This is a genomic window from Paraburkholderia edwinii (genome assembly GCF_019428685.1).
Taxonomy (GTDB): Bacteria; Pseudomonadota; Gammaproteobacteria; order Burkholderiales; family Burkholderiaceae; genus Paraburkholderia; species Paraburkholderia edwinii.
The window spans coordinates 2,817,844-2,841,199 of the sequence record NZ_CP080096.1 but is presented as its reverse complement, the minus strand read 5'-3'; the positions used below and the strand labels follow the sequence as shown (position 1 = coordinate 2,841,199).

The following is a 23,356-nucleotide window of genomic DNA, read 5'->3' as shown; positions in this document are numbered from 1 at the left end:
TCATTGATTCCGTCCTGCTGCAATCCGCAGCTGCCAACGGATTGGCGAAGCCGATACGCTTCGTTGCGACGGAATGTAGCAGTGCAACGCAAATGCACGACGTGCAATGAACTCTTGCGTAAAACTGAATCGGGGCGCGAGCCGCTATGCGCTTGATGCACGGCGCAAACATGAAAATTTTTTCATCGAATTGCTACAGTTTGGATGGATAGCGGCGCGTAAGCTCTCAGTAACGAAACGGGGCGAATGCCCGGGGCGGTTCCCCGATAAACGGCATCGGTCGCAGCCGGGCGCATCAGCCCCGAAAGCGACGGCAAGGCAACCACGAAGCAACGACAAAGCGACCGGCGAGGCGATTGAAAGACCATGTTGAAAGTGTTGACGATCGAAGATGACGAAATTGCCGCGGGCGAGATCGTCAACGAACTGAGCCGCAGGGGCTTCTCCGTGCACTGGATCGACAACGGCAAGGAGGGGATGGTTTGCGCGCTGAGCGACGACTATGACGTGATCACGCTCGACCGGATGCTGCCCGGCATGGACGGCCTGTCGATTCTTACAACGATGCGCAGCATCGGCGTGACAACGCCGGTGCTGATGCTGAGCGCGCTCGGCGACGTCGACGAACGCGTACGCGGCCTGCGCGCCGGCGGTGACGACTACCTGACGAAACCGTTCGATCCCGAAGAGATGGTCGCGCGGCTCGAAGTGCTGCTACGCCGGCGCAACGCACCGATGCCGCAATCGGAAGCGGTGCTGAACGTCGGCCCGATCGAGCTGGACCTTGTGTCTCGTAAGGTTCGCCGCGATGGCGAGGAGATCGCCTTGCTGCCCACCGAATACCGCGTGCTCGAATACATGATGCGTCATGCGGGCCGCACCATCACGCGCACGATGCTGTTCGAAGCGGTGTGGGGCTACCACTTCGATCCGGGCACGAACCTGATCGACGTACATATGGGACGCCTGCGCAGAAAGCTCGATCCACCCGGTGCGCGCGCGATGATCCACACGATGCGCGGGTCTGGCTATATGTTCGGCGAGGAGCAACGTTGAGCACGCTTTCTTCCAGTGATTCATCGGACGCCTCATCTGCGTCATCGGCGGCTTTCTCACGCACGCGCGCGCCCGATATCGGACGGCGCTGGCACGCCACGACGTTCCGTCTGCTATCGGTCTACGGGCTGATTTTTGCGGTATCGGTCATGCTGTTGCTCGGCTTTATGAGCTGGGTCGTGACCGGTGAAATGGAGCGGCAGAACGACCTCGTGATGGACTGGCAGCTCACCTATTTTGGCGCGATACCGCGTGCCGAGCTGGCCGAGACGATCGGACACCGGCTCGAGCGCGAACGCATGCATGCCGCGTATTACGGTCTGTTTCGCGCGGACGGCGAGCATCTGGCCGGCGACATCACGAGGCTTCCGGCGGGCATACCGACTGACCGCAAAGGCGTCACGCTCGATCGCACGTTGCCGTTGGCCGGCGCGCAAACGGCGCCGGTCGTGCGAGCGATGGCCGTCCGGCGCCGCGACGGCGACGTGCTGCTGGTCGCGCGCGACCTCACGCATATCATCCGCATTCGCGACACGATACTGAACGCGCTGCTGTTGAGCAGCGGCCTTTGTCTCGCGGCCGGTGTGGCGGGCGGGCTTGCGCTCGGCATGCGCCAAATGCGGCGCGTGCGTGAAATCCGCCGCGTTACGCAACTGATCGCGCAAGGCGATCTGAACCAGCGCTTGCCGGTCGGCGGCCGCGACGAGCTCGACATGCTGTCGCATCTCGTCAACCACATGCTCGACGAAGTCGAGCGCCTGATGACGGAAGTGAAAGGCGCCTGCGACGGCATTGCCCACGACCTGCGCACGCCGCTCGCCCATGTCCGGTCCTTGCTCGCGCATATCGACGAAAGTGCGCGCGGCGCGAGCGGAGACAGGCAAACGCATGTCTGGATGCCGATGCTCGAGCGCGCGCGACAAGAAACCGACCAGCTGCTCGACCGCTTCCGCGCGATGCTGCGCATTTCGGAAATCGGCTCGCTCAAACGGCGCGGCGGTTTTGCGGAAATTCATCTCGATGCGCTCGTGCGCGATGTCTGCGAGCTCTATGAACCGTTGGCCGAGAGCCGTTCGATTTCGCTCAGCGTTGAGGCCACGGCGGTTCAGGTCGTGCATGGCGATCGCGCGCTGCTGTTCGAAGCACTGAGCAATCTGCTCGACAACGCGCTGAAATTCACGCCGGCTGGCGGCGCGGTGTGCGTCAAGCTTGCGCAGATGCGCGACGGTCCGCAAGTCGACGTGATCGACAACGGGCCCGGCATTCCGGTCGGGGAACGCCATGCGGTCATGCAGCGCTTCTATCGCGGCGAGCATACGCGGCATATCGCGGGCTCGGGCCTCGGACTCGGCATCGTGTCGGCGGTGCTGAGGGTGCACGATTTTTCCGCGCGCATCGGCAGTGCCGAGCCCGGCACGCGCGTGAGCGTCGAATGCTGGCCGCACACGCTCGCATGAACGTGCCTGCAAACCTCGGGCGCGCCCACGCGTGTTCACAACGACAAACCTTCGTGACTCTTCGTCACCGTTCGCATGCGCATACTTTTGATTGCCACGAATCATCCGGAAGCCACATGGTTGCATAAGGCTTTTCGCGAAAGCGCGCACAGCGTGCAGCGCGTCGACAACAGCCGTGACGGCGCCTTCGTTGCCGCGCACGACCCGTTCGACGCCGTCGTCGCGCTTGCCATGGAGTCGGGCACGCAGTTCGATCTGCTGAACGCGCTGCCGGCGCTGTCGGCGGTCGACGAAGCGCCGGTCATTATCGCGCTCGTACGCGGGCTCGATGCGGGGCAGCGCGTGCGAATGCTGCGCGCGGGCGCCGACGCGTGTCTGACGCCGCCATACTCGTTCATCGAGATCCAGGAGCGGATTACGGCTTTGCAGCGGATGGCCACGACGGCGCCTGCAAAGGTGATGCAACCGGCCCAGGCAATACAGGCCACCCAACCCCGGCAACCCGTTCGAACCACGCAGACATCAGGATCGCTACCGATCACTGTGCATCTCGATGCAGCCACGCGCGAACTCGTGGCCGGCGTCGGCCGCGTCGCGCTGACAAGACGCGAGTATCAGTTGCTCGAATGCCTGCTGCGCCGCTTCGATGCGCCGGTGCCGCGCGATCAGTTGATCCGTTACGCGTGGTCGGAGAAGGAAGAGGTCGATCCCGCATGCGTGAACCTCGTCGTGTCACGCTTGCGCCGCAAGCTGGCCGGGCGCTGTCCGCAGGTGCGGATCGACACGGTGAGCCGCTTCGGCTATCAGCTGTCGGCGCAAGCGTGAGCAGAGCGCTCATGCGCGTGTTGCTTAACCGTGCGAGTACAGCGTCTTGTTCAGATACTGAAGCTGCCCGTCCTGCTCGGCATGAACGAGATCCTGATAGACCTGTGCACGGGTCAGACCAGTCTGGGGCTGGCCATACGGCGGCACCCACTGGCCCGGTTGCGATACGCTGGGTGACGGATTCGTCGGCGTGGGCGCGACGCTGGCGGCCGTGTTTGCAGCGGTGTTCGTACCCGCGGCCATGGAGGTTTGTGCGAAGACCGGGCTGCACAGTGTGGCGCCGGCGAGTGCAAGGGTGATCAGTGCAAGTTTCATGATATTCGCCATCCTAAGGGTCGGAAGCTGAGGAAGAAATAGACCGTCGTCGATGGGTATATGTGAATCGCTACGGTCTGGGTTCAGTGTAAGCAGCGCCCCATAGCCGTTCGGCCGTGTGACGATGAAAACTCGTTCATCCTGCGGCGGCGTGCGGTGCGGAGGTCTGCGTCGCGCGTGCATCGTGGGCCATCGGTGCGTCCTGCGCGCCGCCGCTGCCGCTGCCGCTGCCGTTTTGCCACCCGCCGCCGAGCGCCTGGATCAACCCGACCGACGCCGTGAGCCGGCGCGTATAGAGGTCCGACGACGCGATCTGCGTATCGAGCGCCGTCGTCTGCGCGGTGACCACATCGAGATAGCTCACCACCCCATCCTTGTAGCGCGAAGTCGCGAGCTTCAACGTGCGTTGCGCGGCGTCGAGCGCATCGTCGTCGTGGACCGATTCGTCGCCGAGATGATGAAGCAGCGCGAGATTGTCTTCGACCTGCTGGAACGCGAGCAGCACCGTCGCCTTGTATTGCGCGCCGTTCTGCGCGAGCTGCGCGCGCGCTTCGCGCGTCACCGCGCGGCGGCGTCCCGCGTCGAATAGCGTGAGCGCAAGGTTCGGGCCGATTGACCAGATTTCGTTGGGCGCGATAAACCACGGCGACAGCACGCTGGTTTGATAGCCTGCGGTCGCACCGAGCGAAATGTCGGGGTAGTACGCGGCTTTTGCTACGCCAATTTGCGCGTTGGCGGCCGCGACGCGGCGTTCCGCGGCCGCGATGTCGGGGCGCCGTTGCAGCAGCACAGCGGGCACGCCGGTCGGCACGGACGGCAACCGCGAACGCGTCGTATCGGGCGCAAGCGCGAAGCTCGAGGCGGGCGTGCCGGTCAGGGTGGCGATCGCATGTTCGAGCAGGGCGCGCCGCGCGCTCGTATCGTCGGCGGCGGCGAGCGCCATTTGCAGCTGCGTGCGCGCGCGTGACACATCGAGCCCCGACGCGATGCCGCCGTTGTGCCGGCTGACCGTCAGCGCAAGCGCGCGGCGGTACGTGTCGACCGCATCGGCGAGCAGTTGCTGCTGTTCGTCGAAGCCGCGCAGCATGAAGTAGTCGTCGGCGAGGTTGGCCTGCAGGTCGAGCTGCAGCGACGCGAGATCGTCCGCGCTCGCCTGGGCGTTCGCAACGCCGGCCTTTACCTGGTTGCGCACTCGGCCCCACAGGTCGAGATCGAAATCGGCGCTGAGCGCGAACGTGTTCGAATAGAAGTCGTCGGGTTCGTTTGCACCGCGCAGCGGGCGGCGGTCCGATTGCCGCGCGCGTGTCGCGTCGAGATTGGCGCCGATCGTCGGAAAGAGGCCGGCGCGGGTCTGGTCGACCAGCGCTTCGGCCTTGTCATGGCGCGCAACGGCAGCGGCCACGTCAGGATTGGCGGCATCGACGCGCGTTTCCAGCGCGCTTAGTTGCGTGTCGTCGAAGACTTTCCACCAGCCGTCGCGGGGTATGCGGTCGGCGGGGCGGGCCAGCTGCCACGGGCCGCTTTCCTTGAACGAGGTCGGGATCGCGGTGGGCGGGACCTGATACGGCGGCGCAAGCGAGCACGCGTTCAAGGCAAGCGCGGCGACAAGCGCGATGGCGCTTCGCGCGGCCGGGGCATGCAACCTCCGCCGCCTACCCATGCGCGTGCTCCGCGTGGTTCTGCGCTTCAGCGGTATGAGTGGAAGCAGACGGAGACCCGGCCGTCGCCGCGGCAACCCGCACCAGATCGCCGGCCGAGAGCGAATCGGGCGGATTGTCGATCACCCGATCGCCGGCGGCGAGGCCCGAACCGATCACGACATGCGCACCGAGATCGGTCGCGATCGTCACGCTTTTCATCACCGCGCGATTCTGCGGGCCGACGGTTGCGACCTGCAAGCCGTTGTGCCGGAAAATCAGTGCGCTCGCGGGAATTTGCAACGCATGCGCATTGGTCGGCAGCGCGAAGCGCACTTCCGTATACTCGCCGGGAAAAAGCAAACCGGCGTGATTGTCGACCGCAAGTTGCACGAGCAACGTTCCCGACGATGGCGCGATCGCATGATCGGTATCGACGAGTGATGCATTGAACGTCATGCCGGGCCGCTCGGGTACGCTAAGTGTGGCCTGCATGCCGGGCCGCACGGCGGCCGCTTCGCTTTGCGGCACGCTCACGTAGACGCGCAGCTGTTTCGCGTCCGACACCGTGAAGAGTTGCGGCCGGTTGCCGCCGCCCGCGTCGATCAGCGCGCCGACATCGGTATCGCGCGCGGTGACGACGCCGTCGAACGGCGCGACGATACGCTTGAACGATTCGAGCGCTTCGAGGCGATTCACATTCGCCTGCTCGGCTGCCACCGTCGCCTGTTGCGCGGCGAGGTCGCTGGTTTTTTCGTCGGTTTCCTGTTGCGAGACCGAATCCTGCGAAAGCATCTGCGTCCAGCGTTGCGCCGTGACGGCCGCGAGTTTTTCGGTCGCCATCGATTTGCGCAGGTCCGCGCGCGCCTGATCGAACTGCTGATCGAGGTCCGGTGTATCGATCACGCCGAGCAGTTGCCCGGCTTTCACCGGCGTGCCGATATCGGCGTACCACGCATGCAGATAGCCCGACACGCGCGCATAGATCGGCGCATTGATCCATGCGGCGAGATGGCCCGGCAAGACGAGCTGCTGGGTCGATGCGAGCGGCTGCGGCTCGATGGTTGCGACGGTCGGCAGGGCCTGTTGCGTGGTCCATTTCGCGACCTCATGCCGCGTGTGCACGCGGCTCGCAATGCCGTCCGCGAGCACCGCAACGGCGGCCAGCGCGATCGCGATGCCGGCCAGTTTCAGATGAGCAGGGCGCTTCGGCGCGGCGATGTCGACTTCAGTGGACATGGGCGTTTCCTTTTGCGGAATCAGAACCGGTTGAATCGGAATCCGGATCGGCGTCGGTGTGCGCGGGCACATTGGGGTCGTGCGCATCGTTTCGGTGAACGATGCTGAATAGCACCGGCACCACGAGCAGCGTCGCGCAGGTTGCGCACAACAGACCACCGATTACCGCGCGGCCGAGCGGCGCGTTCTGCTCGCCGCCGTCGCCGAGTCCGAGCGCCATCGGCGCCATGCCGATGATCATGGCGAGTGCCGTCATCAACACCGGGCGAAAGCGCGTAAAGCCTGCTTCGAGTGCGGCGATACGCGCATCGCCGGTTGCGCGCAACCGCTCGCGCGCGAAGGTTACGACGAGAATGCTGTTGGCCGTCGCGACGCCCATGCACAGAATCGCGCCTGTCAGCGCAGGCACGGAGAGCGGCGTATGCGTCGCGAACAGCATCCAGACGATGCCCGCGAGCGCCGCCGGCAAGCCGCCGACGATCACGCCCGCATCGCTCCACGAGTGGAAGTTGACGACGATCAGCAGAAAGATCAGCACGATCGCACCGACCAGGCCGAGCAGCAGGCCCGTGAAAGCGCTGTTCATCGTCTGCACCTGGCCGCGCAGCGTGACGCGCGCGCCTTTCGGCACATCGTGCGCGGTCGCGTGCAGGATGCCTTCGATGCCCGATGCGACGGAACCGAGGTCGGCGCGCTGCGTCGTGGCGAACACGTCGTAGAGCGGTTCGATGTTGTAGTGCGAGACGACGAGGTCGCCCACGCCGCGCGTGACGCTCGCGATCGCGCCGAGCAACTGCGCGCGGCCGTCGGCGCCCGTCACCGTGAGATTTTCGAGGCTGGAAAGCGAGGTCATCCGGTATTGCGGTGTCGACGCGACGATGGGATACGACACGCCGTTGCGCGGATTGAGCCAGAACGCCGGCGCGACCTGACCCGTGCCGGTCAGGCTCGCGACGAGCGAATCGGTGACGTTGTCTTCGGTGATGCCCAGCTGGTCGGCGCGCGAGCGATCCACGGCAACGGTGAACTGCGGATAGGTCGACGCCTGCTGGATGCGCGTGTCCGCAATGCCGGTCACGCCACGAATGCGGCGCAGCAGTTCGACCGCGTAGCGGCGATTTGCGGCCTCGTCGGGCCCCGACACCTGCACGTCGATCGGCGCGGGCGCGCCGAAGTTCAGGATCTGGCTCACGATATCGGCAGGCAGGAAGGCAAATGTGGTGCCCGGAAACGCATGCGGCAGCGTGGCGCGCAGCGTGCGCACATAGTCGGCTGTCGGCGCGTGATCGGCGGCGAGCGTCACGTAGATGTCGCCGTCCTGCGGGCCGGTCGTGCCGCTGTTGTTGTACGCGAGGTCGATGCCGCTGTTCGGCAAACCGAGGTTGTCGACGATATTGGCCAGTTCTTCGGGCGGAACGGTTTGCCGCACGGCTGCTTCGATGTGATCGGCCAGCGCGGCGGTATCTTCGATGCGCGTGCCGATCGGCGCGCGAAAGTGAATCTCGATTTCGCCCGAATCGACATTCGGAAAGAAGTTGCGGCCAAGCCATGGCACGAGCAGCAGCGAAGACGCGACGGCCAGCGCAAAACCGATCAGAAAACGCTTGCGATTCGTTAGCGCGGCGCCGAGCAGCGCGCGATACGTGCCGCGCACCGAGTTGAAACCGCGCTCGAACAGGCGCTGAAAGCGCACGAGCGGATTGCGCGGTGGTTTGTGGGCGAGGCGATGCGCAGGCTGCGGGAGCTGCGGGCCGTGCGCGTGATGTGCGTCGTGCGGCGGGTGCGAAGCGCCGCCATGCGTAGCCATCACGGCGGCCAGTTCACCCGACGCATGCCCGCCGGATGCATGCGCGCGCAGCAGATATTGCGCCATCATCGGCACAAACGTGCGCGACAGGATAAACGACGCCACCATCGCATAGATTACGGATTCGGCCATCGGTACAAACAGAAAGCGCGCAATGCCGTTGAGCAGCAGCATCGGCACAAACACGATGCAGATGCACAGCAGCGACACGAACGCCGGCAGCACGATTTGCGATGCGCCTTCGAGAATCGCGCTACGCACGTCCTTGCCCTGCTCGAGATGCCAGTTGATGTTTTCGATGGTGACAGTCGCGTCGTCGACGAGTATCCCGACCGCGAGCGCGAGTCCGCCGAGCGTCATCACATTGAGCGTTTCGCCGGTGGCGGCAAGCGCTGCGATTGCGCTTAGCACGGCGAGCGGAATCGACGCTGCAATGATCAGCGTCGAGCGCCAGCTGCCGAGAAAGAGCAGGATCATCAGCGAAGTCAGCGCCGCCGCGATAATCCCTTCGCGCGCCACGCCGCTCACCGCGCCTTTGACGAAGGTCGACTGATCGCCCATCGTCACGAGCTTGAGCGACGGCGGCAGCGTCGCCTCGATGCGCGGCAGCTTCGCCTTGACGCCGGCGATGATATCGAGCGTCGACGCATTGCCGTTCTTCAGGATGCTCATCAGCACCGCGCGGTGGCCGTCAACGCGCACCACGTTGGTCTGCGGCGGATAGCCGTCGCGCACGTGCGCGACGTCGCGAATATAGATGGTTGTGCCATCAACGGTCTTGACCGGCAGCGCGTTGAGCGCGGCAATGCGGTGCGGGCTGTTGTTCAGCTGGATGTTGTATTCGAAGCGGCCGATCTTCTCGGTGCCGGCCGGAATGATCTGATTCTGCTGCGCGAGCGCGTTCGCCACATCCTGCGCTGATAAATGCTTCTGTTGCAACGCGAGCGGGTCGAGGTCAATTTGCACATCGCGGATCTTGCCTCCGTAGGGCGTTGGAATCGCAACGCCCGGCACGCTCAGCAGTTGTGGACGAATGAAGTTCGTCGCGTAGTCGGCCAGCTGCTGTTCGTCGAGCCTGTCGCTGGTCAGCGCGATCTGCAGCACGGGCACGGTCGACGCGTTGTAGTTGAGAATTTGCGGCGGCGTCGTGCCGGGCGGCATCTGCTTCAACACGGTCTGCGAGACAGACGTTACTTGCGCGGTGGCGGTGCGGATATCGACCGTCGGCTGAAAGAAGATCTTGACGACGCCGAAGCCGCGAAACGATTGCGACTCGATATGCTGAATATCGTTGACAGTCGTGCCAAGCGTGCGCTCGTAGTACGTAATGATGCGGCCGGACATGTCGTCCGGTTGCAAGCCCTGGTAATTCCAGACCACCGCGATAACCGGAATGCGGATGTCCGGAAAGATATCGGTCGGCGTGCGCAGCGCCGCGAGCGGGCCGAACAGCAGTATCAGCAATGCCAGCACGATAAACGTGTAAGGCCGGGTCAACGCGAGGCGGACGATCTTCAGCATCGGGCAGGCAGTGTGTGATGGTCGAAGGTTCGGATGCTGGAGCGAGCTAGCCGAGCAGGTAGCCGGAACCGCGCACCGTGCGGATCAGCGGCGGCTCGCCGCCCGCTTCGAGCTTGCGGCGCAGGCGGCCGATATGCACGTCGATGAGGTTCGTGCCGGGGTCGTAGCGGCCGCCCCAGACGCCCTCGAAAATCATCGTGCGCGTCATCACCTGGCCCGCGTGTCGCATCATGAATTCGAGCAGGCGAAATTCCGTGGGCTGCAACGTGATGTTGCGCTCGCGTGCCGTTACGCGTCTGCGCATGCGATCCAGTTCGAGCGGCCCGACGCGCAACACGATCGGCTCGGGCGCGTTGCGCGGGCGGCGGCGCAGCAGCACTTCGACGCGCGCCGACATTTCATCGGCGGAAAACGGCTTGATCAGATAGTCGTCGCTGCCCGCGCGCAAACCTTCGATGCGCTGCTCGACGCCGTCCAGCGCGCTCATCACGAGCACCGGTGTTTCAATGCCGGCGCCGCGCATCGTCGAGACGATCTTGAGGCCGTCGAGGTCAGGCAGCACGCGGTCCACCGTGATCACGTCGTAAGCGTCGGACATCGCCTTGACGAGCCCTTCACGCCCCGTGCGCGCAACGTCGACGGCGAGTCCGCTGGCGCTCAGGGCGCGCACGATGTCGCCGACGACCCATTCGTCGTCTTCGATGGTGAGGATTCTGGCCATACGCTCTCGAGCTCGTCGGATGCATCGATTGATGCGGGCGGCGTTACGCGACGGCGCGTAACGATGTCTTGCGCTCGTCGGAGCGGAACCGTGCAACGGTGAAGTCGACGAAAGCGCGCACTTTGGCCGTTAGATGATTGCGGCCGGAATAGACAATCGAAAAATGGCGCGCGCCGTCGTTGAGGGGAAAGCGTTCGAGCACCAGCGACAGCGCGCCGCTCGCGAGTTCGCGTACGACCGTCGGTGCGGGCAGCAGCGCGATGCCCATATGGCTCAATGCCGCTGTGCGCAGCATCGCCGTGTTGGTCGCGCGCAGACTGTAGCGCACGGGCACGCGATACGCGCCATGCGCATCGGCGAATTCCCATGCACGGGCTGCGCCGTTCGCGGGGCCCAGCAACGCATGCGCATTGAGCATCGATGGATTGAGCGGCGTGCCTTGCCGGGCGAGATAGGAAGGGGACGCAACGAGCACGCTGCGGTACTGCATCAGCGTGCGGCCCACCAGCGAAGTGCCGACGAGGCGGTCGTCGTCGGTGAAGCCGACGTCGAAGCCGCCATCAATCAGATCGAGATTCGCTTCGAAGGTTGCGACTTCGAAGTCCACACCCGGTTCGGCCGCGCGATAGTCGGCGAGCAGCGCAACGAGTTCGGTGTTGGCGAAGGTCGTCGACGCGGCGAGGCGCACCGTGCCGTGCGGCGAATGCGCGGTGCGCGTGAGGTTCGCATCCATTTCGTCGACATTCGCAACGATCGAGCGGCAGCCGTCGAGATAACGTGCGCCCGCTTCGGTTAGCGAAAGACTGCGTGTCGAGCGATTGATCAGACGCGTATTGAGATGCGCCTCGAGCATATTGACGCTGCGTGTGACCGCTGCCGCCGACATGCCGAGCTGGCGCGAGGCGATCGTAAAGCTGCTCAATTCGACGACGCGCATAAAAACACGCATGGACTGGAGTTGATTCATTTCGGCAAGCCCCGAACGTTGGACGTTGCGAATGATCGGCCAGTCGACCTAACAGCGGAACGCCTTCAACGTGAACGATTCTTTATATTTCGGATTGCTTGTCGTTGTATTGCGAACGCGAGTTCGTGCTTCAAGCAGGCGCGTAAACGCGATGATAAGCACGCTAAACATGCAGTCGAAGAAACGCGAAAAATTGCGCGCTCAATTGTCTCGTGGAGCGCAATGGAGAAAGCGGGAGGGGAGCAACGCTGCACGGACGGCGCCCATGTGCGCGTAGGCGGGCGACGGCGTCGCGCCGTGCCCGCCTATGTCAGGCGGAAGTGGGGTGAGAAAGAGGAGGGGAAATCAGTTCGGCATGCTGTACGTTTCGTGAGAAGCGTCGGCATGCTCGGTCAGCGCGTCGATCAGTTTGACGAGGCTTTCCTTCGGCACGGCGAAGCCGGTCCAGTTGAAGCCCGTATGCCGGAAAAACAGCACAGCACCTTCGAATATAGGGTTTTTCTCCGTGTACCAGCACGGATCGATTTCGACCACATATCGATGCTGGCGGGAAATCTCCTGTGGAATATCGGGCTTCATCTTTGCGCGCAAGACCGCGAGATGTTCGATCAGAGCATCGAGGTCGGGCGCATCGAGTATCGACACGCTGCGGTCGATTGTCACACGAAGCGCCTGGCCGCCGTAGTCGCTGACGAGTTCCACTTGCATAGGGTGGTGCATATAGGCTCCTGCCGCTGCTGAACGGCAGAAGTATGGGCGCGAAGCCGCGCGCCGAGCGTGGAAGTCGGACAGTGAAAAGATGAAACTTGTTTCATGGAACCGGCGCGTGAGAGGCCGGTATCGCCGGGCTAACCGCGTCACCCTAACAGAATGTTCATCTGTTTTATCGCGGTTCGATACGTCGTACGGATCATCCTTGCACTGTCACAACATCCCGCAAGGAGCGGACGACATGAAACCCTTCTGGATCAAAACGACCAAGGCCACGGTAGCGCTTTGCGTGCTGCTCGCAAGCGGCGCGGCGTCGGCAAGCGGCAAGCTGACGCCGAACGAATGCAACGACTATCCTTTCAAGCCGCTCTCGGGGCCTGTCACGCATGCGCAACTCATGCAGGAGCTGAGTGAACTGGAGTCGGTGGGCTACGATCCTTCAGCGAGCGGCGATAACTACTACCCGTCGGATATTCAGGCAGCGGAATCGCGGCTCCAGGTGAAGTATCGCGCTGATTGTCTCGGCGAAAACGTTAAGGTGCCGAAGACAACCAGCGTGTGGGAAAACACGTTCGGTTCTTACTGATGCCGATGTTTACGGCTGCGCGCGAACGAACTTCGCGCGCGCCGGCTTCAGCACGAAGAGCGCGAGCACCGCGGTCACGATATCGAGCGTGATCGCGCACGCAAACACCGGCACCCAGCTGCCGGTATGTTGATGCAGCAGCGCGGCTAGCGGGCCGCCGAAAATCGAGCCGACGCCGAACGAGATATAGAGCCAGCCGTAGTTAGCCGTGGCGAAGCGCGTGCCGAACGTGTCGGTCAGCGTCGACGGAAACAGCGAGAAAATCTCGCCCCAGCCGAAGAACACGACACCCGACAGCAGCACGAACAGCACGGCGTCGTCGCGCGTGAGCAGCCACAGCGTCATTGCGATGCCTTCGAGCGCAAACGCGAAAGCCATCGTGTTTTCGCGACCGAGCTTGTCGGACACCCAGCCGAACAGGGGCCGCGTCAGGCCGTTCGTAAAGCGGTCGATAGTCAGCGCGAGCGGCAGCGCGGCGAGGCCGAACACAAGCACCTTGCTGACGCCGAAGTCAGCCGCGAAGCTGGCCATCTGCGACGTGACCATCAGGCCCGAGGTCGACATCATCGTCATCATCGCGAACATGAGCCAGAAGATCGGCGTCTTCAGCATTTCAGACGGGCGGAATTCGCGCGTGGTCGACAACGACGGCGCGTGGGGCGCGCCCGCGGTGCTGGCTTGCGCTTGCGGCGGCACGCGCAGTCCTTGCGAGGCGACGAAGCCGATCGCGGCGAAGATCATGCCGTATAACCACAGCGTCGATTCGATGCCGTGCGCGGCGAGCGAGGCGGAAATCGGAAACGTCGTGACGATCGCGCCCATGCCGTAACCGGCTGCGACTGCGCCGGCAGCCATGCCGCGGCGATCCGGAAACCAGCGCACCATCAGGCCGACCACGCCGACATACACGATGCCGGTGCCGAGACCGCCGAGGCCGCCATACGTCAGGTACAGCATCGTCGTGCTCGACGCATGCGACGCGAGCATCCAGCTGACGCCCGCGAGCAGCGTGCCGATCGAGATCAGCCGGCGCGGCCCGAAGCGATCGATCAGCGCGCCCTGGAACGGCGAAAAGAAAGCCTGCAGAAAGACGAGAATCGAAAACGTGACCTGCACTTCAGGCAGCGAGATGCCGAGCTTGGCCATCAGCGGCTTGGTCATCAGCGTCCACACGTATTGCGGGCTCGAGATCGACATCATGCAGACGAGACCGAGCGCGAGCTGCAGCCAGCGCGTGGAGGTCGCGGACCGTACGCCGGACGATGCGGCGTGATCGAGCGACTGGACAGGGGTGTTCATCGATGGTTCTCCGTTGCGAGATTGCGTGTGGGCCAGGCTGTGCGTTATGACGTGCTGTGTTGTGTCGTGTGTGTCCTGCACCAGGACGGCCGACTTGAGCGAGAACCATGCCAAAGGCATTGCGGCGAGATGTGCCTGATCGCGTTTAGCAAGGCAGCGTGCGGATCTACGTATGAATGGCGGGTACAGCAATACAGGCGAGCGCCTGCAGTTCGCGGTGCTTTATGCGCTGGCGCGGCGCGTGCGTAGAGGAAGGATGATTGCGCGCGGTGCGTGAGCCCCGCGCTGGTGCGCGGCGTTGAGGACAGCGCGCACCGTTAACGCGCGCGCTGTAAAGCCGACGCAAGGCCGATGTATTTACTTTGACGGGCTCGACAAGCTTGACAGCAGCGACGCCGACGTATCGGCCGTATTGGCATCGCGCGATGCATCGAGCAGTAGACGGCCGTTTTCGATGTGCGCAGGCGCGCCATACGTCCACGCAACATTCTGCGCGGCATGTCCGATCGGCATGCCGGCAAAGATCGGCACACCATACGGCGCAAGCAGATCGACGAAGATGTCGTGCAGTGTGTAGTCGGCGCCTTCAGGTACAGGGCAACGCACGAACTCGCCAAAGACGAAAGCGCGCGCGCCGTCGAACGTGCCGCTTTCCTTGAGCAGCGTGATGCTGCGGTCGAGCCGATAGCCGAGCTCGGTGATGTCTTCGAGCAGTACGATCGCATCGCGGCAATCGGCCTGCCAGCGCGTACCGGCGACGCTCGCGAGCGTGGTGATATTGCCGCCGTGCAGGCGGCCGCTTACGCGCGTTTGCGGTCCGTGCAGGTGGGTCAGCGAAATGGCCGGCGCAACGCCCGCAGCACCGTTAGTCAGGGCGTTCAGCACGCTTTGCCGTGAGGCGTCGTCGACGTGCGCGGCCAGACTGCCGAGCGACGGTCCGTGAATGAGCCGCGCCTTTGGCATGCCGCTCATCGCGCAGAACAGGGAAGTCGCATCCGAAAAGCCGATAACCGTTTTCTCGCGCGGCAGCGCGGGCGGAATCGCAGGCAGGCAATGCACGCAGCCGTAGCCGCCGCGCGCGACCCATACGATATCGATCGACGGGTCCGTCAATGCCCATGCGAGGTCCGCGCGGCGCTCTTCATGCGTACCGGCGAAGGTGCGAAAGCGCTTCGTCACATGCGCGCCGACCCGCACCTCGAGCCCCCAGCTCTCCAGTAGCGCAATACCGCGCGCGACGTTGTTCATATCGGGCACGCCGGCCGGCGCGATCACGCCGACGGTTTGTCCTTGCAGATGCATACGCTTGATCCCTTGTCGAGTCGAACGGCGCGGCCGATTGGAAGAATCGGCGATTCGATTGCCGTCCATTATTGTGCAGGATTGGGGAAAGCGGGCAGGGTGTCGCGCATCGCGCGCAAGCGGCGATGCGCAATAGCGGCTTTAAAGAAAAGGAATAAGGCCGGAAGGTGGCTAATTCGCTCTTATTGCACTTTATTGCGCGCTTATCGCACGCCTATCGCACGCTCAATAGGCAAATAAGGAGCCAATAACGTGCCGCCTAATCCCGCGCGATCAGATCGCCGACCTGGGCGCGCCCCGTCACAAAGCAGCCCGACTTGAACGCGTCGCCCTGATTGGTCGCCGCGGCGTCGGAAAAGCCCTTATTCAGCGCGTCGAGCCGCACGAGGTCTGCTCCCGCTGCGCAACTGATCGATCCCTGCTCGTGTGCCTGCACGTGCATCGCGGTCCGGTCAGCAATCAGAAAGCCGACCAGCACGACGACTGCGATATTGAAAGCTCGTCTCATCGGGTTGTCTCCTCCCTTGCTAGAGCCTAACGCGAAGCCCGCACACGCCATGCCAGGGATTTCCCGTTTTTATGTGATTTTTTTCGTAACGATCAGAATCAACGCGTGGTAATTCGGCGACATACCGCCGCGGCAAAAAGTCCCGTTGCTGCCTAAAAAAATTGCAGCTCGCCCCAGGCAATTCCCGGCTCAGCGTTGCCCGTTGTGCGAAGCACAACAGCATTCAATCTGACAACCCCCAACCACGGCAATGATCCGTTGTGTGCGTCGCTATTTTTTGTTGCGCTGCAAAACATTGCCTAAACGGTTATCCTCGTTAACCCTGACGGGTGTATTTCAACCCGACCCGTCTGTTGTCCTCCTTTCCGTTTTATTTCCGCAATCAATTTGTAATCAGTTTTCTTTCGGTTGCGACAGCCGGGCTGTCGCTGTGCTTAGAGTCCCAGTCAATCTCATGCAATTCCCTCCGTTACTCAGCCTGCTGATCTGGATTCCGATCGTGGCCGGCCTTGTCGTGCTGCGCGCGGGTTCGGATCGCGCGCTTAACCGTACCCGCTGGATCGCGCTGATTGGCGCGTGCGTCGCTCTGCTGCCGGCCGTGCCATTGGTGGAAGGCTTTCGCAACAATGTCGCGGCGATGCAATTCGTCGAAAACAAGCCTTGGCTGCCGTCGTTCGGCGTGGCGTGGCATGTTGGCGTCGATGGTATTTCGCTGTGGTTTACCGTGCTGACGGCCATCACCACCGTGATTGTGGTGATCGCTTCGTGGCAGTCCATCACGAAGCGCGTCGCGCAGTATTTCGGCGCGTTCCTGCTGCTGTCGGGCTTTATGCAAGGCGTGTTCACGGCGCAGGACGGCATGCTGTTCTTCGTGTTCTTCGAAGCAACGCTGATTCCGCTGTATCTGCTGATCGGCACCTGGGGCCAGTCGAATCGCGCGCATGCGGCGCTGCGCTTTTTCCTGTTTTCGCTGACGGGCTCGCTCGCGATGCTCGCCGCCATGCTGTACCTGTACTCGCAGTCGCATAGCTTCGACATCGCGCAGTGGCGCTCGCTGCAAATCGACTTCGTGCCGCAGGTGCTGATCTTCCTGTGCTTCTTCGCCGCCTTCTCGGTGAAGGTGCCGATGTGGCCCGTGCACACGTGGCTGCCCGACGTGCACCTCGAAGGGCCGACCGCGGCGGCCGTGCTGCTCGGCATGCTGAAGATCGGCGGCTATGGCCTGCTGCGCTTCGCGCTGCCGATCGTGCCGCAGGCGAGCCACTTCTTCGCGCCGGTGGTCATCACGCTGTCGCTGGTTGCGGTGATCTACGCGAGCCTCGTCGCGCTCGTGCAGACGGACATTCGCAAGCTGCTCGCCTATTCGGCGATCGCGCATATGGGGCTCGTCACGCTGGGCCTCTTCGTGTTCACGCGTATCTCGATGGAAGGCGCGGTCGTGCAGATGCTGTCGTACGGCATTGTGTCCGGCGCGATGCTGCTGTGCTCGGGCATGCTCTACGACCGCACGCAAAGCGGCTCGATCGATGCATATGGCGGCGTGGTCAACACGATGCCGCGCTTCGCCGTGTTCGTGATGCTGTTTTCGATGGCCAACGTGGGCTTGCCGGGGACGTCCGGTTTTGTCGGCGAGTTCATGGTGCTGATGGGCGCGATCCAGTTCAACTTCTGGATCGGCGCGATCGCCGCGCTGACGTTGATCCTGAGCGCGGCATACACGCTGTGGATGTATAAGCGCGTGATCTTCGGCGCGGTGGCCAATGCGCGCGTCGCGAATCTGGCCGACGTCGGCAAGCGCGAGTTTGTGCTGCTCGGCGCGCTCGCGGTCCTCGTGCTGGCGATCGGCATCTGTCCGAAGCCGTTCACCGATGCGATCGATGCAACGGCTGGCGAAGTGCTCGCGCAAGCCGAAGGCACGGTAGCGAATGGCGCAACGCGGGTTGCCGATAGCCGCGTCGCGCCGGAAGTGCATGCCGCGCCGGCCACGGGCGCGCAGCATATGGTAGTGGTCGATCGCGACCGGCCGCGCGGCTGATTCTGCATTGAATCCGCATCAGGGGTCACGGGCGTCGCGTCGAGGCTCAGGCTCAAGTTCACGCTTAGGCCCGGCTTAAGCGCGTGAGCCCGGCGCCGGCCTGCATCGTCATATCCCCGTATCCCCATAGCCCTCGCCGGAAGATTCATCGACAGGCAAGGGTTTCCCTCTACAAATTTGCTGCCCGTTCCGGTCGTTATATGGAACGGGCATAGCTCGTGGATGACCGGGCTTTGCTTTTCCGCCGCAACCTTGCGCCGTAGCGCGTACGGCTTGCGGCTGGAACGATGTGCCTTATTAAAAAGGTGGTTCGATCCACCATAAAGACGGAGGCGCAGGAATGCACAAGCTAGGTTTTGCGCAGAAGCTTTGGTTGCCGCTTGTCGTCAGCCTGGTGGCGCTGCTGCTCGTGTCGGTGTCGGCAGCATGGCTTTCGCGGCAGACGCGTATCGACGAGCGCAAGAATGATCTGAACAATATCGCGCACGTCGGTCTGTCAATCGTCGACGAGTACGCAGCGCTCGCGAAAAGTGGAGCGATGTCCGAAGCCGATGCGCGCAAGGAGGCGCTCGCGCGGTTGCGCGATATCCGTTACGGCGAGGACGGTTACCTGCTGGTGATCGATTCGACGCCGCGCATGATCATGCATCCGATCAAGCCCGCGACCAACGGCAAACTGCTTGCCGACACCGCCGACGCGGACGGCCGCCACCACTATGTGAGCTTCGCGCATGTCGCGCAGTCGCCGAAAGGCGGTTTCGTCGATTATGTGTTCCCGCATCCGCATTCAAGCGAAGCGGTCGGCAAGATCGGTTACGTCGTGCGTTACGCGCCGTGGGACTGGATCATCTCGACCGGCGCTTATGTCGACGATATCGACGCGGCGTTCCTGGAGACGCTCTACGTGCTCGGCGGCGTGTTCGTCGTGCTCGCGCTCGTGCTGGCATCGCTCGTGTGGATGATCAACCGTAGCATTCTGCGCACGATCGGCGGCGATCCGCGTTACGCGGCGCAAGTGGCCGGCGCGATTGCCGAGGGCGATCTGACGGTTGCGATCGATATGGGCGCGCATCGGGCGGGTCGTAATGACTACAACGACAGCCTGCTGCACGTGATGCAGCGCATGCGCGACGCGCTGACCGGCACGGTCCGCCAGATCGGCGCGGCCGCCGACAGCGTGGCGACCGGCGCGCGCGAAATCGCAACCGGCAGCGCGGACCTGTCGGTGCGCACCGAAAACCAGGCGGCCTCGCTCGAGGAAACGGCGGCGAGCATGGAAGAGGTGACGTCGATGGTGCGGCAAACAGCCGAACATGCGAAGACAGCGAGCCAGCTCGCGGTGAAGGCCGCGCAGATTGCCGGCGACGGCGGCGGCATGGTCGCCGACGCGGTTGCGACGATGCGCGATATCTCGGCTGCGTCGCAACGCATGGTCGAGATCATCGCGGTGATCGAGGGCATCGCATTTCAGACCAATATCCTCGCGTTGAACGCGGCCGTGGAAGCGGCACGCGCCGGCGAGGAAGGGCGCGGCTTCGCCGTGGTCGCCGCGGAAGTGCGCTCGCTGGCGCATCGCAGCGCCGCAGCGGCGAAGGAAGTGCGCGAGCTGATCGGCAATGCGGTCAGCAAGGTCGGCAGCGGCGCGCAACTCGTCGAGCAGGCCGGCGGCACGATCGACGGCGCGCGCGATGCGATCGCGCAAGTCACGACGCTGATCCAGGAAATCGCCGCGGCAGCGTCCGAGCAGAGTTCGGGCATCGAGCAGGTCAACCTCGCGGTGACGCATATGGACACGTTGACGCAGGAAAACGCCGCGCTTGTCGAAGAAGCGGCGGCCGCCGCGCAATCGCTGACCGAGCAGGCGGTGATTCTGCAGAACGCGCTGCGCGCCTTTCGTCTGCGGGAAGACGATGGGCTGCACGCGCGCCATCCGGGCGCGCAAGGCCGCGCGGCGGGCGCGGCCGCCACGCGGCACGGGGACGCGGCGGAGTACGCCGTGGCGGCCTGACCCCGCACGGAGGGCTCGAAGCATCGAGCCCATTCTTCGGCTCGCGGGAATAAACGCCGCAAAGGCGTTGTTAGTAATGCAAGCGGTGCAGGCGAAGCAAATGGCTAAGCACGACTAAGGCTGCGGCCAAAGTGGTGCACGCCTTGCAATCGTCTGTCATTTTCTTGCGCTTTCAGCGACTTACGGAGTGTGACTTGCCGATTCACAGCGGCAGTGCCACAGTCTGCACAGCGCTCGCGCATTGTGCTGCTTGCGTTTTCCACTCTCGCCGACGCCATCATGATTCCCGCTATCGCCGCCTATGAACCGGGCAGGCAGTTGCTGCCGTTTCGTGAATCGCTGCTTGCCATGCTCGGCATCGCGTTCGTCGCGATGCTCGTCGCGCTCGATCAGACGATCGTCGGCACCGCGCTGCCGCGCATCGTCGCGGACCTCAAGGGGTTCGATCTATATGCATGGGTTGCGACGTCGTACATGCTCGCATCGGTCATCACGATTCCGATCTTTGGACGCTTAGGTGACCTGTTCGGCCGCAAACCGTTTCTGATCGCCGCAATCTCGCTTTTTACCGGCGCGTCGGTGCTGTGCGGCATCGCGTCAAACATGTTGTTTCTCGTTATTGCCCGCGGCCTGCAGGGCATCGGCGGCGGCATTCTGATCGGCACTGTATTTGCGACGGTCGCCGATCTGTTTCCGGATCCTAAATTGCGGCTGCGCTGGCTCGTGTTCGTCACGTCGGCGTTCGGGCTGGCGAACGTCGTCGGGCCGTCGCTTGGCGGCATGCTCACGCAGTCGGCGAGCTGGCGCTTCGTGTTCTTCGTCAATGTGCCGGTCGGCGTGGCGTCGCTGCTGTTCGTGCTGCGTTTCGTGCCGCCGCTGCGGCATCTGCGCAAGGCGGGCCCGGTGCAACTCGACTGGCTCGGCGCATTCGTCGTCGCGGCGACGTTCGGCGCGCTGCAACTGCTGATCGAACTGTTGCCGAAAGAAGGCGTGAGCATGATCACGATCGTGCTCATGCTGATTACGACCGCCTGCGGCGGCATTCTGTGGTTCTGGGAAAAACGCATCGGCTACCCCTTGGTGCCCATCGACATGCTGCTCGACCGGCGGCTTGCCGCGCTGTTTGCCATGTCCACGCTCGGCGGCTTTGCGCTGTTTTCGATGGTGTTTTATGTGCCGCTGCTGTTTCAGGGCGGCTTCGGCATGTCGCCGCACGAGTCGGGCATGCTGATCACGCCGCTGCTGCTCGGCACGTCGGTCGGCAGTGTGCTGAATAACCGGCTCGTTACGCGCATCCCGCGCGCGAATACGCTCATGTATATCGGCTTTGCGCTGTTTGCGGTGTCGTGTCTCGCGCTGGTCGCGATTACGGGCCACCAGCCGCATTACGTGTGGATGTTGTGCATGGCGCTAAGCGGGCTTGGTCTCGGCGTCGTCGCGACGAACCTGACGATCTGCTCGCAGCAGATCGTCGCGCGCGATCATATCGGCGCGGTGACGGCGCTATTGCAGTCGCTGCGGATCTTCGGCGGCATGCTCGGCACCGCGATGACGGGCGCGCTGCTGAGCCATCTGTATGTGCGCGATGTGCACCGTTCGCTCGATTCGTATCAGGCGACGCAGTGGCTGCAGTCGTTCGCGAGCCCCGATTTGCGCGTCGACCACTCGCAGCAGGCCGCGCTGATCGAGCATCTGATTACGGCCGGGCATGTCGGCGGGCCGATGATGCATATGGCCCGCGAGGCGCTGATCGACTCGATTCACGTCGGCCTCGCGCTCGCTGCGGTCGCCGCGGTGCTGGGGCTGTGCCTTTCGTGGTTCGTGCCGACGGTGCGCGTCGTGTATCCGGCTGATGGTGCGGCGGAAGGCGCGGCGGCTGCGGCGGCGGCTGGGGCAGCGGGGGCAGGGGCCGCGCACGCGGCCGCGGACGGGGCGGCGGCGCAGCCGGAGTAGATCTGCCTGGCTGCCTACCCAACTCACTCTCGAAGCGAACCGGTTCGACGCAACCGGTCGTAGCGGACATCATCCCGGTTTGAGATCGGAATCATCAAATATCGGCATTCGTCATTCGCGACTGCCGCAAGTACCATTCATTGAATCGCACGCGCGAGGCGCGTTCCCGTTCGAAAGCCAACGGTTGAAACAAGCGACTACGCCCATCAAGAGACGAAGGATCGCTTTACATGTCCATCGAGATTGCACGTATCGAGACCTGGCTGTTCCGCGCGGAAGTCGCCGAGGCAGTGAAAACTTCGTTTGGTTCGATCCCCCGGCGTTCAGTGCTTTTACTACGCGTCGAAGATACGGAGGGCGCGTACGGATGGGGCGAAATCTGGTGCAATTTCCCGCCGTTCTCGGCGGACAACAAGCTGCGCCTGATGGAGACCGTCGTCGCCCCCGCGGCGTTTGCCGCGGAGTATGACGATGCCGCCCATGCGTGGCATACGCTGACGGAAAAAACACGGCGCTGGACGATCCAGAGCGGTGAGTATGGTCCGATTGCGGCCTGCATTGCAGGTCTCGATCTGGCATTGTGGGATCTTCAGGCACGGCGTGCGGCGCTGCCCCTTGGCCGCTTGCTGGGCGCACCGGCGAACCGGAACCGCGTGCCGGCTTACGCGAGCGGACTCAATCCGGACTCGGCAGTTGGGACCGTGCAGCGCGCGAGAGAGAACGGCTTTAGCGCATTCAAGGTCAAGATCGGCTTTGGCCTCGACAAAGACATCGAAGTCCTTAAAGGCCTTCAGAGGGAACTCCGCCGGGGCGAACGCCTGATGGTCGACGTTAATCAGGGCTGGGATATGACGCAGGCGCGGCGCGCTTTGCCGCGCCTCGCCGAATTCAATCTCGGATGGGTGGAAGAGCCCATTCCCGCAAACAGTTCCGCTGACGAGTGGGCCGAACTCGCGATGATTTCCCGCACGCCGATTGCCGGTGGCGAGAATGTGTCGGGATTCGCGGCGTTTTCATCGTTGATCAATCAGGCAAGTCATCGGGTCGTGCAGCCCGATCTGCTGAAATGGGGCGGTGTGACCGGGTGCCTCGCGGTCGGACGTCACGCCGTCGCTCGAGGACTGACCTACTGCCCGCACTGGCTCGGTAGTGGCATCGGTTTGCTCGCATCGGCGCATCTGCTCGCCGCAGCGGGCGGCGATGGGCTGCTCGAACACGATGTAATGGAAAATCCGTTGCGCGAAGCGTTGGCGACGCCATTTCCGCGAGTCGAGAATGGAACGTTTGCACTACCGGATACGCCGGGATTGGGTGTATTGCCGAATCTGAACGAAGCATCCGGGTGGCTCGTGAATCATCAGGAGTTCAGAGGTTAACGATGCGGATCGCGCAACAGCGAGGCGGACTCG

Annotated in this window: 18 protein-coding genes; 8 read left to right on the top strand and 10 right to left on the bottom strand. The window is 63.4% G+C overall.

Annotation, left to right across the window (positions count from 1 at the left end):
• The first annotated feature begins 366 nt into the window (after positions 1 to 366).
• The 3 genes from KZJ38_RS34045 to KZJ38_RS34035 all read left to right on the top strand — a co-directional run bounded on the left by KZJ38_RS34045 (position 367) and on the right by KZJ38_RS34035 (position 3,338).
• Positions 367 to 1,056 (top strand): response regulator transcription factor, encoded by a 690-nt coding sequence (locus KZJ38_RS34045; protein WP_219801409.1) that lies wholly within the window; start codon positions 367 to 369, stop codon positions 1,054 to 1,056.
• Positions 1,053 to 2,513 carry a sensor histidine kinase gene (locus KZJ38_RS34040; protein ID WP_246641910.1) on the top strand — a complete coding sequence of 487 codons (1,461 nt, stop codon included), beginning with the start codon at positions 1,053 to 1,055 and terminating at the stop codon, positions 2,511 to 2,513. Before KZJ38_RS34045 ends, KZJ38_RS34040 begins: the two co-directional genes overlap by 4 nt.
• 75 nt (positions 2,514 to 2,588) lie before the next feature.
• Positions 2,589 to 3,338 carry a response regulator transcription factor gene (locus KZJ38_RS34035; protein WP_219801408.1) on the top strand — a complete coding sequence of 250 codons (750 nt, stop codon included), beginning with the start codon at positions 2,589 to 2,591 and terminating at the stop codon, positions 3,336 to 3,338.
• Between the two features lie 24 nt (positions 3,339 to 3,362).
• On the opposite strand, the gene KZJ38_RS34030 is transcribed toward KZJ38_RS34035, so the two are convergent.
• From KZJ38_RS34030 to KZJ38_RS34000, 7 genes are all read right to left on the bottom strand, one after another.
• The gene (locus KZJ38_RS34030) at positions 3,363 to 3,653 is read right to left on the bottom strand and encodes a DUF4148 domain-containing protein (protein ID WP_219801407.1); all 291 of its coding nucleotides are present in this window, start codon (positions 3,651 to 3,653) and stop codon (positions 3,363 to 3,365) included.
• Positions 3,654 to 3,789: 136 nt separating this feature from the next.
• Positions 3,790 to 5,295 (bottom strand): efflux transporter outer membrane subunit, encoded by a 1,506-nt coding sequence (locus KZJ38_RS34025; protein WP_246641909.1) that lies wholly within the window; start codon positions 5,293 to 5,295, stop codon positions 3,790 to 3,792.
• A gap of 10 nt (positions 5,296 to 5,305) precedes the next feature.
• A complete protein-coding gene (locus KZJ38_RS34020; RefSeq protein ID WP_219801405.1) occupies positions 5,306 to 6,529 on the bottom strand; it encodes an efflux RND transporter periplasmic adaptor subunit in 1,224 nt (407 codons plus the stop codon).
• Positions 6,519 to 9,857: an efflux RND transporter permease subunit gene (locus tag KZJ38_RS34015; protein WP_219801404.1), complete on the bottom strand. Its 3,339-nt coding sequence runs from the start codon at positions 9,855 to 9,857 to the stop codon at positions 6,519 to 6,521. Before KZJ38_RS34015 ends, KZJ38_RS34020 begins: the two co-directional genes overlap by 11 nt.
• Before the next feature lie 46 nt (positions 9,858 to 9,903).
• Positions 9,904 to 10,578, bottom strand: a complete 675-nt coding sequence (locus tag KZJ38_RS34010) for a response regulator transcription factor (RefSeq protein WP_219801403.1) — start codon at positions 10,576 to 10,578, stop codon at positions 9,904 to 9,906.
• Positions 10,579 to 10,621: 43 nt separating this feature from the next.
• The gene (locus KZJ38_RS34005; protein ID WP_219801402.1) at positions 10,622 to 11,545 is read right to left on the bottom strand and encodes a LysR family transcriptional regulator; all 924 of its coding nucleotides are present in this window, start codon (positions 11,543 to 11,545) and stop codon (positions 10,622 to 10,624) included.
• Between the two features lie 345 nt (positions 11,546 to 11,890).
• Entirely contained in the window at positions 11,891 to 12,265 is a 375-nt protein-coding gene (locus KZJ38_RS34000; protein WP_219801401.1) for a hypothetical protein, read from the bottom strand.
• A gap of 232 nt (positions 12,266 to 12,497) precedes the next feature.
• Here KZJ38_RS34000 and KZJ38_RS33995 point away from each other — a divergent pair, with 232 nt between their 5' ends.
• A complete protein-coding gene (locus KZJ38_RS33995; protein WP_219801400.1) occupies positions 12,498 to 12,842 on the top strand; it encodes a DUF4148 domain-containing protein in 345 nt (114 codons plus the stop codon).
• A 9-nt stretch (positions 12,843 to 12,851) separates the two neighbouring features.
• Here KZJ38_RS33995 and oxlT read toward each other — a convergent pair whose 3' ends face one another.
• The 3 genes from oxlT to KZJ38_RS33980 all read right to left on the bottom strand — a co-directional run bounded on the left by oxlT (position 12,852) and on the right by KZJ38_RS33980 (position 15,951).
• Positions 12,852 to 14,141: an oxalate/formate MFS antiporter gene (gene oxlT / locus KZJ38_RS33990; protein ID WP_219801399.1), complete on the bottom strand. Its 1,290-nt coding sequence runs from the start codon at positions 14,139 to 14,141 to the stop codon at positions 12,852 to 12,854.
• A gap of 357 nt (positions 14,142 to 14,498) precedes the next feature.
• Positions 14,499 to 15,443, bottom strand: coding sequence for a S66 peptidase family protein (locus tag KZJ38_RS33985; protein WP_219801398.1), 945 nt, complete (start codon positions 15,441 to 15,443; stop codon positions 14,499 to 14,501).
• A gap of 259 nt (positions 15,444 to 15,702) precedes the next feature.
• Entirely contained in the window at positions 15,703 to 15,951 is a 249-nt protein-coding gene (locus KZJ38_RS33980) for a hypothetical protein (protein ID WP_219801397.1), read from the bottom strand.
• Between the two features lie 454 nt (positions 15,952 to 16,405).
• On the opposite strand from KZJ38_RS33980, the gene KZJ38_RS33975 reads away from it, so the two are divergent.
• The 4 genes from KZJ38_RS33975 (at position 16,406) to KZJ38_RS33960 (ending at position 23,323) form a co-directional block, all read left to right on the top strand.
• Entirely contained in the window at positions 16,406 to 17,986 is a 1,581-nt protein-coding gene (locus KZJ38_RS33975; RefSeq protein ID WP_219801396.1) for a complex I subunit 4 family protein, read from the top strand.
• Between the two features lie 340 nt (positions 17,987 to 18,326).
• Complete coding sequence (locus tag KZJ38_RS33970) at positions 18,327 to 19,994, top strand: methyl-accepting chemotaxis protein (protein WP_219801395.1); 1,668 nt, start codon at positions 18,327 to 18,329, stop codon at positions 19,992 to 19,994.
• A 279-nt stretch (positions 19,995 to 20,273) separates the two neighbouring features.
• Positions 20,274 to 21,947 carry an MFS transporter gene (locus tag KZJ38_RS33965; protein WP_219801394.1) on the top strand — a complete coding sequence of 558 codons (1,674 nt, stop codon included), beginning with the start codon at positions 20,274 to 20,276 and terminating at the stop codon, positions 21,945 to 21,947.
• Between the two features lie 230 nt (positions 21,948 to 22,177).
• The gene (locus tag KZJ38_RS33960) at positions 22,178 to 23,323 is read left to right on the top strand and encodes a mandelate racemase/muconate lactonizing enzyme family protein (protein ID WP_219801393.1); all 1,146 of its coding nucleotides are present in this window, start codon (positions 22,178 to 22,180) and stop codon (positions 23,321 to 23,323) included.
• The last annotated feature ends 33 nt before the right edge of the window (positions 23,324 to 23,356 follow it).

What these genes read in the sequence shown, in the direction of transcription:
- KZJ38_RS33970 (WP_219801395.1), top strand. Translation starts at nt 18,327, where the DNA reads ATGCACAAGCTAGGTTTTGCGCAGAAGCTTTGGTTGCCGCTTGTCGTC.
- KZJ38_RS33980 (WP_219801397.1), bottom strand. Translation starts at nt 15,951, where the DNA reads ATGAGACGAGCTTTCAATATCGCAGTCGTCGTGCTGGTCGGCTTTCTG.
- KZJ38_RS33965 (WP_219801394.1), top strand. Translation starts at nt 20,274, where the DNA reads ATGATTCCCGCTATCGCCGCCTATGAACCGGGCAGGCAGTTGCTGCCG.
- KZJ38_RS34035 (WP_219801408.1), top strand. Translation starts at nt 2,589, where the DNA reads ATGCGCATACTTTTGATTGCCACGAATCATCCGGAAGCCACATGGTTG.
- KZJ38_RS34020 (WP_219801405.1), bottom strand. Translation starts at nt 6,529, where the DNA reads ATGTCCACTGAAGTCGACATCGCCGCGCCGAAGCGCCCTGCTCATCTG.
- KZJ38_RS33960 (WP_219801393.1), top strand. Translation starts at nt 22,178, where the DNA reads ATGTCCATCGAGATTGCACGTATCGAGACCTGGCTGTTCCGCGCGGAA.
- KZJ38_RS34030 (WP_219801407.1), bottom strand. Translation starts at nt 3,653, where the DNA reads ATGAAACTTGCACTGATCACCCTTGCACTCGCCGGCGCCACACTGTGC.
- KZJ38_RS34045 (WP_219801409.1), top strand. Translation starts at nt 367, where the DNA reads ATGTTGAAAGTGTTGACGATCGAAGATGACGAAATTGCCGCGGGCGAG.
- KZJ38_RS33995 (WP_219801400.1), top strand. Translation starts at nt 12,498, where the DNA reads ATGAAACCCTTCTGGATCAAAACGACCAAGGCCACGGTAGCGCTTTGC.
- KZJ38_RS34015 (WP_219801404.1), bottom strand. Translation starts at nt 9,857, where the DNA reads ATGCTGAAGATCGTCCGCCTCGCGTTGACCCGGCCTTACACGTTTATC.
- KZJ38_RS33985 (WP_219801398.1), bottom strand. Translation starts at nt 15,443, where the DNA reads ATGCATCTGCAAGGACAAACCGTCGGCGTGATCGCGCCGGCCGGCGTG.
- KZJ38_RS34005 (WP_219801402.1), bottom strand. Translation starts at nt 11,545, where the DNA reads ATGAATCAACTCCAGTCCATGCGTGTTTTTATGCGCGTCGTCGAATTG.
- KZJ38_RS33975 (WP_219801396.1), top strand. Translation starts at nt 16,406, where the DNA reads ATGCAATTCCCTCCGTTACTCAGCCTGCTGATCTGGATTCCGATCGTG.
- KZJ38_RS34010 (WP_219801403.1), bottom strand. Translation starts at nt 10,578, where the DNA reads ATGGCCAGAATCCTCACCATCGAAGACGACGAATGGGTCGTCGGCGAC.
- oxlT (WP_219801399.1), bottom strand. Translation starts at nt 14,141, where the DNA reads ATGAACACCCCTGTCCAGTCGCTCGATCACGCCGCATCGTCCGGCGTA.
- KZJ38_RS34000 (WP_219801401.1), bottom strand. Translation starts at nt 12,265, where the DNA reads ATGCACCACCCTATGCAAGTGGAACTCGTCAGCGACTACGGCGGCCAG.